The following is a 12,353-nucleotide window of genomic DNA, read 5'->3' as shown; positions in this document are numbered from 1 at the left end:
ATAACCGCGGATGCGTCCCTGCTTTGAGCTGAAGAGGGGCTTTTAGGCGCGTGCCGCTTGGGCGATGCTTGCTTTGGTGTCTGCGCGTTTGCCGGCGACTTCGCAAAAGATCGCGCCGCCGATGATCAACGCGGCGCCCATGAGGCGGATGGGCGTCATGGTCTCGCCCAAAAGGGCAACGGAGAACACGACGGCCGAAAGCGGCTCAAGGTAGCCGACGACCGCGACGGTCTGGACGGGCAGCTTGGCGACGGCACTAAAGTAGAGCAGGCAACCGATGCCGGTGTTGACGACGCCGAGCATGGCGACGGCGCGCCAATCGATGCCGGCGGCAATGCTGGGGGAGAGGAACGAGGGGGCGCCCTGTGTGAGGAGCGTAAGGACCAGCGCGGTCATAAAGGCGGCGCTCACCTGGAGCGCGGAGTTTTCGAGGCCTTCGACGTGTGGCGCACCCTTGCTAGCGATGACCATCAACGCGTAGCAGAAGGCCGAGGCGATGCCGCAAGCGATACCCGCAATGGGCATATTGCCGCCTAGACCTTGTGCCGCAATGAGAAAGGCGCCGCAGGCAACGGCGATAAACCCGGCGATTATGCCGCCGGTCAGCTTTTCGCAAAAAATGAGCGGGGAGAGGGCCATAACGATGATGGGGCCGCAGTAATACAACAGCGAGGAGATGCCAACGCCGATCGTCTGATAGGCGCGGAACAGGAAAATCCAGCTGGCGCCCAGCGCGGCGCCCGAGACGATGAGCGCTGCGGCCTCGCGGGGGCGAGACGGAGCCTGCAGGTTATGGCGCTTGGTTATGAAGAGGATGGCGGCAAGGGTGAGAGCGCCCAAAAACGTGCGCAACAGTACGATATCGGAGCTCGGCAGCGCGATGGCAGCGGCGATGATGCCGTTGGAGCCAAACAATAGCAATGCTGCTAAGTACGTAAACAGTCCGTTGTTCATGTGCTGACATCCCCTCTATATCCGAGCATGTTCACTATGGGTGAGGTGGCTTTAGAAGAAAAGCGAATATAATTCATGGATGACATGACAAATACTCATGCAAAGGTGGGGACGTGCCGTGGAGACCAATATCCAAAAGATGCAGGTGCTGCTCGAGACGGTGCGTGCCGGCAGCTTTACGCGTGCTGCAGAGCGGCTGAGCTATTCGCAGTCGGGCGTGAGTCGCATGGTAGGCGACCTTGAGGCAGACTGGGGTTTCAAGGTGCTTGATCGCAGCCGCGAGGGCGTGGTGCTTTCTGCCGACGGGCGGCAGGTCATGCCGGCAGTCGAGGCGTTATGCGAAGAGTTTGGCCGCTTGCAGCGATGCGTGGACGAAATGCGGGGGCTCATGCGCGGCAAGATCTGTATCGGTACGTTTTCGAGTGTGGCGACCCATGTACTGCCGTCGGTGATCGCGCGGTTTCGCGCTGATCACCCGGATGTCGATTACGAGCTTCTGATGGGTGATTACTCCGAGATTGAGCAATGGGTGGCGGAAGGTCGCTGCGACCTGGGCTTTATTCCGCGCGAGCCACGCGGCGCCGGCATGGCGTCGCGGCCGTTGGTGCAAGACGAGCTGATGGCCGTGGTGCCAGCGGACTCCTCGCTTGCCACCGCGGAGGTCGTTTCCCTTGCCGATTTGGCCAACGAGCAGTTTATTCTGCTGGAACGCGGTAGCGACGACGAGATTACGCCGCTGTTTCGCCGCGCGGGCCTGGCGGTGCGCTCTAAGCTGTCGACCTGGGATGATTATGCGATTATGGCCATGGTCGAGGACGGTCTGGGCGTGAGCATTCTTCCGGCGCTCATCTTGCGGCGCTGCCAGTTCGATGTTGCCGTGCGCCCGCTCGAGGGGCATCCCCATCGGCAGATCAACGCGATATATCGCACGGCTGACGTTTCGCTTGCCGCCGCTCGATTCCTTGAATACCTCTAAAAGCGCGTACCTGTTGTCCACTTTTGGACAATTCTCGGGGCTCGGTACATTTTCTTGTGAAATTGAACTTCCGGAAAATGCGCCGCGCTATACTGCTTGCTAAATTGAACCTTGGTTCAATTCGTGTTCTATAAATTGAACTTTGCCAGCAAGGAGGTTCTAGTGGCCCAAGAGACGTTTAGCGATCGCCTGCGACAGGCTATGTCCGATCGCGACGTTCGCCAGTCGGACGTAATCCGCGCATCGGAGATGCTCGGCAAAAAACTCGGCAAGAGTCAGATGAGCCAATATGTGAGCGGCAAGACGATCCCGCGGCGCGATGTGGCAGAGCTGCTCGCCCGCATTTTGGAGGTCGATGTTACCTGGCTGCTTGCCGGTGGCGCCGATCAAGGCGAGACGTCCTCGTCCCATAACGTTGCCAAATCCGAACCTAGCCCCACGGCTCAAATTCCAAGGAGCGCCACCATGCGTACTTTTTCTAAATCCACCAAACTCGATAACGTCCTGTATGACGTGCGCGGTCCCGTCGTCGACGAGGCTGCCCGTATGGAGGATGAGGGCGAGCGCATCCTCAAGCTCAATATCGGCAACCCGGCGCCCTTCGGTTTCCGCACACCCGATGAGGTCATCAAGGACATGCGCCAGCAGCTGCCCGACTGCGAAGGCTATTCCAACTCGCGTGGCCTGTTCTCCGCGCGCAAGGCGATCATGCAGTATTCGCAGATCAAGGGCCTGCCCAATGTTCAGATGGAGCACATCTACACGGGCAACGGCGTGTCCGAGCTCATTCAGCTTTCGATGAACGCGCTGCTCGACAACGGCGACGAGATTCTGATCCCCAGCCCCGACTACCCGCTGTGGACGGCGTGCGCAACCCTTGCCGGTGGACATCCCGTGCACTATCTATGCGATGAGCAGGCGGATTGGTATCCCGACCTGGAGGATATGGAGTCCAAGATCACGAGCGCGACCAAGGCCCTCGTCATCATCAACCCCAACAACCCCACGGGCTCTGTCTATCCGCGCGAGGTGCTCGAGGGCATCGTCGAGGTTGCGCGCAGGCACCAGCTCATGATCTTTGCCGATGAGATCTACGACCGCCTGTGCATGGACGGCTACGAGCACGTCTCGATTGCCTCGCTCGCCCCCGATCTGCCCTGCGTTACCTTTAGCGGTCTGTCCAAGTCGCACATGATTGCGGGCTATCGCATTGGCTGGATGGTGCTTTCGGGCAACCAGCGCTGCATGAGCGACTTTATCATGGGCATCAACATGCTCTCCAACATGCGCCTGTGCTCCAACGTGCCGGCTCAGTCGATCGTTCAGACGGCGCTCGGCGGACACCAGTCCGTCAACGATTACATCCGCCCCGGCGGTCGTGTCTACGAGCAGCGCAACTTTGTGTATGAGGCGCTCAACAAGATCGACGGCATCTCGGTGGTTAAGCCGCGCGCGGCGTTCTATATCTTCCCCAAGATGGATGTTAAAAAGTTCAACATCACCGATGACGAGCAGTTTGCCCTCGACCTGCTGCACGAGAAGAAGATCCTGATCACGCGCGGCGGCGGCTTTAACTGGGCTGAGCCCGACCACTTCCGCATCGTGTACCTGCCGCGCATGGAAGTGCTCAAAGAGTCGCTCGAAGACCTCGCCGACTTCTTCGACCATTACCGCCAGAGCTAGTGGGGTAGAAGCTCCGCACTATGAAAAGCTCCCTGCAGTTGTTTTGCTGTAGGGAGCTTTCTTGAATCGGCGGAACTAGATCACTATCCCGTTGCAGTGGTCGATTTCGTGTTGGATGATCTCGGCGGTGTAGCCCGAGAAGTTCTTGATGCGGTGGACGAAGTTCTCGTCCAGATATTCCACCTTAATGCGGCGATAGCGGGTACAGGGACGCTCGCCGATCAGCGAGAGGCATCCTTCGCTCGTCTGATAGGCATTGACCTGCTCAAGAATTTGAGGGTTGTACATGAGCAGCGCCCTGTTGCCGTCTTTTACGCAGATGACGCGTTTGCGCACGCCGATCATGTTGGCAGCGAGGCCCACGCACTCGTGCTCATGCTCATGGAGCGTATCCAGAAGATCCTGTCCGGTCGTGGCATCTTCTGGGCCGGCGTCTTCAGAAGGCAGGCGCAAAAAGAACTCGGATTTCATGATGGGCTTAATCATGGCGGGCTCCTTAGGGTGGACACGTTTGGTTCAGGCCATGATACCGCGACATGTCGCATTAATGTGTGCACATAGATTCTGCAGCTAGATTGGCGGGCAAGACCATAAACTAATGGACGTTTTGCCGAGAGGCATGAATGTTTAAAGCGCAAAGAGTGCGCGACGGGCCCCGCGAATGGGGCGATGATGCCCGAGAGGGCCAAGAAGGAGTCTCATGTCCGAGAACGAAGAGATCATGAACGAGACCGAGAACGAGACCATGGCTGCCGAGGTAGAGGCAGTCGAGACCGTGGAGACCGAAGCTGCCGAGGTTGAGGCTGCTGACGAGGTTTCCGCCGAGGAGGAGGCCGAGGTTGTCGAGGCCGCCGTTGATTACGATGACGAAGAGCTGATGGACAAGATGCAGAAGGCCGCCCGCCTGCTGCGTAGCCGTCGCTTTGCTATTTCCAAGGAGGAGGAGGCCAAGGCCGAGCGCATGGCGAACATCGAGCGCGCCATCAAGCTCCTTGACCTCAAGCCCAAGATGGAGCAGAAGGAAATGTCCGACCTGCTGGGCATGCGCCTTCGTGAGCTCGATGGCCTGATGGCCGAGGCCGAGGCTGCCGATCTGGTCGGCCGCATCGACGACGCCGAGGGCGATATGCGCAAGATCGTCGTCTTCGCTGCCGAGGATGCCGCTGAGGGCCTGGTCGAGCTTGCCAACAAGAAGGAGAAGCTCCTGCCCGAGCTTTCTTACGAGGAGGCCACCGAGCTGATGGCCGCTCTCGATAAGGTTATTGCTCCGCTCGTCGCCATGGGCCTGGACGAGGACCGCGGTCCTCGCGGCGGCCGTGACGACCGCGGTGGTCGTGGCGGCGACCGTGGCGGTCGCGGCGGCTTTGGCGATCGCGGTGGCCGTGGTGGCGACCGTGGCGGTCGCGGTGGCGATCGCGGTGGCCGTGGCGGCTTTGGTGACCGTGGCGGCGACCGTGGCGGTCGCGGCGGCTTTGGCGGCAACCGTGGTGGCTATGGCGACCGCGGTGGCAACCGTGGCGGCTTCGGCGGCAACCGTGGTAACGACCGTGGCGATCGTGGCGGCCGCAACGGCGGCGGCTTCCGCGGCAACCGCTTTTAGGGGTTACGCGGTTCTACGAACCGCGTAACTAGTTGACGCTGCAAACCCGCCAGAGCGGCAACCTGCCTTTCAACTTCGGCGGCATGACCAGAAGGTCAATGCCGCCTCGTTTCAAGGCACCTTGCTCGCTCTGGCGGGTTTTCGCTGTCGGTACCAAGACATCGGCGTTGCCTTTGTTGCCATAGTCATTGGGGGCGTTCTGGTTTGACTAGTCGTTTAAGAACGTCCCCAACGACTACATAGCATGAGAGTGGATAATCTCCCGGTTTGAGCCTGCATTCAAGCTCAAAGTGGGAGATTATCCACTCTCATTTGTTGTATGTCCGAAAATCCACGCTCGTTTAAATTCTGCCTACATTTGCAGGAACAGTTCGTGGAGGCGGGTGTCTTCGTCGAGCTCGGGGTGGAAGGTGACGCCGAGCTGGTTGCCTTGGCGGGCGGCGACGATGCGGCCATCGACTTCGGCCAGGGCCTCGGCATCGCCGTGCACCTCAACGATGCGGGGTGCACGGATAAACGTCAGCGGCACTTCACCGTCGATGCCGGACACCTGGCCCTTGGTGCGAAAACTGCCGAGCTGCCTGCCGTAGGCATTGCGCTCGACAAGTACATCCATGGTTGCCAAACGCGGCGTGCCCTTATCGTCATGGGCGGCAAGATCGTGAGCCAGCAGAATCAGGCCGGCGCAGGTGCCCAGGACGGGCATACCTTCAGCGATACGGGCACGAAGCTCCTCGAGCATGCCCAACTCATCAAGCAGCTTCCCTTGAACGGTAGACTCGCCGCCGGGAAGTACCAGGCGATCAAAGTCCTGCTGCAAATCGGCCGCCTGCCTCAGCTCGATACAACGTGCGCCCAGCTCGGACAGTCTTGCCTCGTGCTCGGCAAAAGCGCCCTGGACCGCCAGCACGGCGACCGTTTGGTCTGCATAATCGCTCATGTGCGATCCTTTCTGCTGGACTAGCGCCCGCGCTCCTCCATGATGATCTCGATTTCGTCGGCGTTGATGCCCACCATGGCCTCGCCCAGGTCCTCCGAAAGCTCGGCGATGAGCTTGGCGTCGGTGAAGTTTGCCACGGCCTTGACGATGGCGGCGGCGCGCTTGGCGGGGTCGCCGCTCTTAAAGATGCCCGAGCCAACAAAGACGCCCTCGGCGCCCAGCTGCATCATCAGCGCGGCGTCGGCGGGGGTCGCGACTCCGCCGGCGGCAAAGTTTACGACGGGAAGCTTGCCCGTGGTATGGACCTCGCGCACCAGCTCAACCGGAACCTGCAGCTGCTTGGCTGCCTCAAAGAGTTCGTCGTCGCGCAGAGCAACAACGTCGCTGATCTGCTTTTGGATCTTGCGCATGTGACGCACGGCCTGAACGACGTCGCCCGTGCCCGGCTCGCCCTTGGTACGAATCATCGTGGCGCCCTCGGCAACACGGCGCAACGCCTCGCCCAGATCGCGGGCGCCGCAGACAAACGGCACGTCAAACTGGGTCTTGTCGATGTGATAGACATCATCGGCGGGGGAGAGGACCTCGGATTCGTCGATGTAATCGATTTCGATGGCCTGCAGGACCTGCGCCTCGACAATGTGGCCGATGCGGCACTTGGCCATAACGGGGATGGAGACGGCCTCCTGGATGCCCTTGATCATCTTGGGGTCGCTCATGCGCGAGACGCCGCCTGCGGCACGGATATCGGCCGGAATGCGCTCGAGTGCCATGACGGCGCAGGCGCCCGCCTCCTCGGCGATGCGCGCCTGCTCGGGTGTGGTGACGTCCATGATGACGCCGCCCTTGAGCATCTGCGCGAGTTCGCGATTGAGTTTGACGCGATCGGCCTTGTTGGTCTGTTCTGCCATGGTTGCTCCCTTGGTTGGCATGTGCATTGCTTGACGGAACATCCTATCGGGGAGCTGGGTATGGCGAAATACTCAGTTTTTGAGATAATAACAAGGTCAGGTTAATACCAGATTAAACGGTTCGATATGGTCAGGTGATAAACTCATGCTTGACTACAATTTGGAAAAACGCGGCGAAGCATCGCTCTATGAGTATGTTTACCAGCAAATTCGAGATGATATTGTTGCTGGCCGTATTGCGGCGGGGGAGCATCTGCCGTCTAAGCGCGCCTTTGCGAGTCATCTGGGTATCAGTGTCATTACCATCGAGAATGCATATAGCCAGTTGCTTGCCGAGGGTTATATTTGCTCAATGCCGCGTCGTGGCTACTACGCGTGCGAGCTTCCGGATGCGCCGGTTTTGGCTTTGGCTGCGGGGGATATCGACCGAGATGCTGTCCCTGTTGGTCCCAGCGCGCATGATGCCATGGGGCAGGCAGAGCGATTCGATGCACTTTCTCCTTCCGCTTTGGAGGCGGCGCGGCTTTGGCAAAGTGCGCTACGGGCGACGCTGACGTCCGAAGACGAGCGTGAAATCTTTTCGCCCGCACCGGCGCAGGGCACCGCTCGACTGCGACGTGCGATTGCGCACCATCTGCGCGGGACAAGGGGCATGAATGTCAATCCCGACAATATCGTTATCGGTGCGGGCGCCCAGCTGCTCGATACCATGTTGGTTCAGTTGCTTGGCGCGGACAAGGTGTATGCCGTCGAGGATCCAGGCTATTTGCGCTTGACGCGCATCTATCAGGCCATGGGTTGCGAAGTGCGGCATGTCCCGTTGGATGCTGAGGGCGTGGACTTGAGCGCGCTGCAGAAAACCGGGACCGATGTCCTTCACCTGATGCCGTCTCATCAGTATCCGACCGGTCTTGTGACGAGCATTGCACGTCGCTATGCGTTGCTGAGCTGGGCCGCCGAGCGGCCGGGTCGGTATCTCATCGAAGACGACTTTGATTGTGAGTTTCGCCTTGCCGGCAAGCCGATTCCCGCGCTCGCGTCGATCGATGCCGCTCAATCGGTCATCTATACCAACACGTTTTCGAAGAGCCTTTCATCGGCGTTGCGTTTGGCGTACATGGTGTTGCCCGATGAGCTGATGGAACGGTTTGGGCGCGACCTTGGTTTTTACGCTTCGTCGGTGAGCTCTGTTGACCAGGTCGCTTTAGCGCGCTTGCTGGAATCGGGTGATTACGAGCGGCATGTTAACCGCGTGCGCGTGCGTGCTCGCGAGGCACGCGATGGCCTGGCAGCGCTTGTACGGAAAGCGTTTCCGGCAGGGGAAGTCTCGATCGAGCATGCAGACGCGGGCCTTTACTGTATCGTGGTTGCGGAGCGTAGAACGGGCGGAAGCTCTTTTATGCGGACCCTTACGCGCTTAAGCATCCCGTTCATCGATATCAGTGACTGTTATTGGTGTGCCGATGGCGCATATGTTCCTGAAAACTCAAGTCAAATTCTTGTTCAGTATGACGATCTGAGTCCAAAAGTGCTAACAACCTTGGAATTGCAGCTAATGGGGGCACTCTGCAACCTAAGTGAGTAGGCTTTTGGAACTTTGGCGACCAGACGGTTTTGTAGCAAGTTGTCTACCTGCGGTTTTGAAAAGCAAGATGACCGGTCTGCTCGGGATGTTCCAAAAAGTCTACTCACTTGCCGCGCAAAGCTTCCGCACGAGAAAAAAAAGGGGGGTTTTCAACAGAGCTTCGTCCAGTTCTTGGCAAGCTTTTGGCCAGTTGGGGAGGGCTGTTGAAAACTTAGCGGTCCGTTTGGCGCCATTTTCGGTGCGTTCGCGCCAATGCGAGACCGGATGGGTTGAAATTCGTGTTTTCCTGTGCCTATGAAGGATCTACTTTGTGACATATCGGCTTTTAGGTACTGGCGTTTGCCCCCTCAAGTGCGTGCTTTGTGTCCGCCGCTTCCGCGACCGGAAGAAGACCGGCAGCGATATGACCTCGCCCGTAACCCGACGGCTGCGGTTGCGCTCGGTTTTCCGTTGTATACATTGGTTCGGACAAGAAACAAACGGACATGTCCTGCCAGCATTAGGCAGCGGCTGTTCCTTGGTGAGCTTCCCAGGGAATCCGTGCTGGAAACGGAGCATGGATTTTTGGTTACGTCTCCTCTGCTGACGGCATTCATCATGTCGCGGCATCTGACGGATCTTCAGCTTCTTTTGGTATTGGCGGAGATGTGCGGCCTGTTTGCGGTGTGCGCTCTGCCGGCGGCACTTGAGGCGGAGCTTACGCGTGCAATTGATTCGGGCGCGATTTCGACAACGTTCGGTTGGGTGCGCTGCCCGTCCGAGGACGGTACCGCTTCAAATTTATGGCGTCGAGACGCTTTGGTTTTGGGCAGAGACCTTGACCGTTTTTGTTCAGATGTTTGCGGGATGCGTTACGGCAATAGATTTATGGCGGTATCGCAGCTCGTTCCATTGGGCGCCGCGTCGCCTTTTGAGGTCGAGGTGTATTTGTTGCTTGGACTGCCGCGATCCCTGGGAGGTGAAGGTTTTTGCAGCATAGAGCTCAATGTCGAAGTGACGCTAAGCGCAAGTGCTCGATCGATTGTGGGAAAGTCCCGTGTATATATCGACCTACTTCTGTCTTCGCCGGACGGCAGGCGACAGGTGGCCATTGAATGTCAGGGAAAGGCCTCGCACGGACGAGCAGGGGATGGCTTGCGTGACGCTGACCGCATGACGGCCCTTCAGGCCATGGGCTACGATGTACTTCTCCTGACACACAGACAGATATCCGATGAGGATAGATTCCGCGCGATCGTTAAGGCCGTATGCAGGATGCTCGATGCTGAATATCGTGATAAAAGCCCAGATGAGCAAAGGGCTGAGACATTACTCCGGTCTGAGCTATTCGTGGACTGGTCAAAATTGGGAGTAATCGACGGAAAGATGCCCGTTAGACACAAAACAGCTCGATCGTGGACGGCTGCGGTTCTAAGTGAGTAGACTTTTGGCGCTTTGGCGACCGGGCCGTTTTGCAACAAGTCATTTACCTGCGGCTTTTTAAAGCAATATGGACGGAGTGCTTGGTAAGTTCCAAAAAGCCTACTCACTTAGTTTTTGACGAGAAGCCGATGCCTAAGGCAGTCCTATTTCAGAGTGTTAACGAGTCCTCGAGGCACAAAAAAGGCCCGAACCGATACGGTCCGGGCCTTTTTTGTGCTAAAGATTATCTCTCAGGCGGCTGACTTAGCCAAAGTAGCGCTTGAGCAGACCGGCGAAAGCCTTGCCGTGGCGAGCCTCGTCGCGAGCCATCTCGTGCACGGTGTCGTGGATGGCATCGAGGCCAGCGGCCTTGGCGCGCTTGGCAAGATCGGTCTTGCCGGCGGTGGCGCCATTCTCGGCCTCAACGCGCATCTCGAGGTTCTTCTTGGTGGAGTCGGTCACGACCTCGCCCAGGAGCTCGGCGAACTTGGCGGCGTGCTCGGCCTCCTCGTGGGCAGCCTTCTCCCAGTACAGGCCGATCTCGGGATAACCCTCGCGATGGGCGACGCGAGCCATGGCCAGGTACATACCGACCTCGGAGCACTCGCCCTCAAAGTTGGCGCGCAGGTCGGCAACGATGTCCTCGGAGACGCCCTCCATCTTGGCGACGCCCACGACGTGCTCGGCAGCCCACTCGAGCTGGCCCTCCTCCTGCTTCAGGAAACGAGAACCAGGAACGCCGCACTGGGGGCACTTGAAATCCTCGGGCAGCTGGTCGCCGTCGAACTCTTCCACATAACCGCAAACGGGGCAAACAAACTTCATGATTCGATCCTTTCGATCGATGGCGATGGCGCGCTCGTCCGGTCCCGTAAGGGCCCTCTCCGGACGTGCGTCTTGACGAGTTCTATTATCCATAAATGAGACCGAATGTGAAGCCTATTAGGAATGATTTTTAATAAAACAATTATGGGCATGTGAAGATGTTGATTGATTAACGATTGTTAGACCTCGTACGACCTCCGATGAGTACAATCGGGCGAGCAAATGTTGACCTATCAACAAATGAAGGAGTTTCCTTTATGCATCTAGCCCGTCGTGCCTGGTGCCGAACATATCAGACGGTTTTTCGCATCGCATTGCCGATCCTGCCCTATACCGAGCCGCGCATTTTGGAGCATGCCGAGGATGTGCCCGCGATGCTTCAAAAGCGCTCGATCCAGAAGGTCCTTATCGTGACAGACCCTGGTATTGCTCGTTTGGGACTCACGGCATCACTCGAGCGTGCGCTTGCGGCTCAGGGGATTGGCGTTACGGTCTATGCCGAAACGCGTGCGAACCCCACGGTCTCGAATGTGGAGGAAGCGGCGGCGCTGTATCGCGAGAACGACTGCCGGGCCATTATCGGTTTTGGCGGCGGTTCGGCCATGGACTGCGCCAAGGGCGTGGGCGCACGCATCGCACAGCCAAATAAGCCCATCAACAAGATGCGCGGCCTGCTGCGCGTCCACCGTCTCTTGCCGCTGCTTATTGCGGTTCCCACTACCTCCGGTACGGGAAGCGAAGTCACACTCGCGGCGGTTATCACCGATGACGAGACGCACTATAAATACCCCATTAACGACTTTGTGCTTATCCCGCGCTTTGCGGTGCACGACCCCGAGTTTACACGCGGCCTGCCCGCCTCCATTACGGGGCAGACGGGCATGGATGCCCTGACGCATGCCGTCGAGGCCTTTATCGGCCGTAGCACCACGCCCTACACGCGCAAGATGGCGCGTCAGGCGGTCCAGCTCATCCACGACAATTTGCCCGAGGCCTATGAGCATGGCGACGACATGCGCGCTCGTCGCAATATGCTTTCGGCGGCGTATAAAGCGGGTGTTGCATTTACCCGCTCCTATGTCGGATATGTGCATGCCATCGCGCACAGTCTGGGCGGCCGATACGGAATTCCGCACGGTTTGGCCAACGCGATCATCCTGCCGCACATGCTTCGCGCTTATGGTGACGCCGCCGCCCCCAAGCTTGCCGATCTTGCTCGCATGGCCGGTCTCGCGCCGGCTAACGCGCAGGACAGTCTTGCGGCCGAGGCCTTTATCGATTGGGTCGACCGCATGAATGCCGCCTTGGGCATTCCAAAATATGTGACGGGCATTCGCCGCTCCGATATTCCGCAAATGGCGGCCCATGCCGATGCCGAGGCCAATCCGCTATACCCCGTTCCACTTTTGATGGATCGGTTGGAACTCGAGCGTATGTACGAGGTCGTCGCGGGTGGTATGTTTGAGGTCGAGAACTAG

At 58.6% G+C, this 12,353-nt stretch carries 11 protein-coding genes; 6 read left to right on the top strand and 5 right to left on the bottom strand.

Going from position 1 to position 12,353, the window contains the following annotated elements:
- Positions 1-42 precede the first annotated feature (42 nt).
- Positions 43-954, bottom strand: coding sequence for a DMT family transporter (locus AAAX32_RS01915; RefSeq protein ID WP_349099775.1), 912 nt, complete (start codon positions 952-954; stop codon positions 43-45).
- Positions 955-1,072: 118 nt separating this feature from the next.
- Here AAAX32_RS01915 and AAAX32_RS01910 point away from each other — a divergent pair, with 118 nt between their 5' ends.
- Positions 1,073-1,930, top strand: coding sequence for a LysR family transcriptional regulator (locus AAAX32_RS01910; protein WP_349099774.1), 858 nt, complete (start codon positions 1,073-1,075; stop codon positions 1,928-1,930).
- A 201-nt stretch (positions 1,931-2,131) separates the two neighbouring features.
- Positions 2,132-3,613, top strand: coding sequence for an aminotransferase class I/II-fold pyridoxal phosphate-dependent enzyme (locus AAAX32_RS01905; protein ID WP_082435486.1), 1,482 nt, complete (start codon positions 2,132-2,134; stop codon positions 3,611-3,613).
- Between the two features lie 75 nt (positions 3,614-3,688).
- On the opposite strand, the gene AAAX32_RS01900 is transcribed toward AAAX32_RS01905, so the two are convergent.
- Positions 3,689-4,099 (bottom strand): peptide deformylase, encoded by a 411-nt coding sequence (locus AAAX32_RS01900; protein ID WP_349099773.1) that lies wholly within the window; start codon positions 4,097-4,099, stop codon positions 3,689-3,691.
- 214 nt (positions 4,100-4,313) lie between these two features.
- Between AAAX32_RS01900 and AAAX32_RS01895 the strand changes: the two genes are divergently transcribed.
- Positions 4,314-5,213 (top strand): hypothetical protein, encoded by a 900-nt coding sequence (locus AAAX32_RS01895; RefSeq protein ID WP_349099772.1) that lies wholly within the window; start codon positions 4,314-4,316, stop codon positions 5,211-5,213.
- A 352-nt stretch (positions 5,214-5,565) separates the two neighbouring features.
- Here AAAX32_RS01895 and pdxT read toward each other — a convergent pair whose 3' ends face one another.
- Together pdxT and pdxS are read right to left on the bottom strand one after the other, a co-directional pair.
- Entirely contained in the window at positions 5,566-6,153 is a 588-nt protein-coding gene (gene pdxT / locus AAAX32_RS01890; RefSeq protein ID WP_349099771.1) for a pyridoxal 5'-phosphate synthase glutaminase subunit PdxT, read from the bottom strand.
- Positions 6,154-6,173: 20 nt separating this feature from the next.
- The gene (pdxS, locus tag AAAX32_RS01885; RefSeq protein WP_349099770.1) at positions 6,174-7,064 is read right to left on the bottom strand and encodes a pyridoxal 5'-phosphate synthase lyase subunit PdxS; all 891 of its coding nucleotides are present in this window, start codon (positions 7,062-7,064) and stop codon (positions 6,174-6,176) included.
- A 145-nt stretch (positions 7,065-7,209) separates the two neighbouring features.
- Between pdxS and AAAX32_RS01880 the strand changes: the two genes are divergently transcribed.
- Both AAAX32_RS01880 and AAAX32_RS01875 read left to right on the top strand, forming a co-directional pair.
- On the top strand, positions 7,210-8,649 hold the full coding sequence (locus AAAX32_RS01880; RefSeq protein WP_349099769.1) for a PLP-dependent aminotransferase family protein: 1,440 nt from the start codon (positions 7,210-7,212) through the stop codon (positions 8,647-8,649).
- Between the two features lie 540 nt (positions 8,650-9,189).
- Complete coding sequence (locus AAAX32_RS01875; RefSeq protein WP_349099768.1) at positions 9,190-10,071, top strand: hypothetical protein; 882 nt, start codon at positions 9,190-9,192, stop codon at positions 10,069-10,071.
- A 243-nt stretch (positions 10,072-10,314) separates the two neighbouring features.
- Here the strand turns inward: AAAX32_RS01875 and AAAX32_RS01870 are convergent, their stop codons facing one another.
- Positions 10,315-10,878 (bottom strand): ferritin family protein, encoded by a 564-nt coding sequence (locus tag AAAX32_RS01870; RefSeq protein ID WP_070097113.1) that lies wholly within the window; start codon positions 10,876-10,878, stop codon positions 10,315-10,317.
- A gap of 254 nt (positions 10,879-11,132) precedes the next feature.
- Here AAAX32_RS01870 and AAAX32_RS01865 point away from each other — a divergent pair, with 254 nt between their 5' ends.
- A complete protein-coding gene (locus AAAX32_RS01865; protein WP_349099767.1) occupies positions 11,133-12,353 on the top strand; it encodes an iron-containing alcohol dehydrogenase in 1,221 nt (406 codons plus the stop codon).

The organism is Collinsella sp. CLA-ER-H3, from assembly GCF_040092425.1.
Lineage (GTDB): Bacteria > Actinomycetota > Coriobacteriia > Coriobacteriales > Coriobacteriaceae > Collinsella.
Note: the sequence above shows the minus strand (reverse complement) of the source record. Positions and strands in the feature narration are given on the sequence as shown.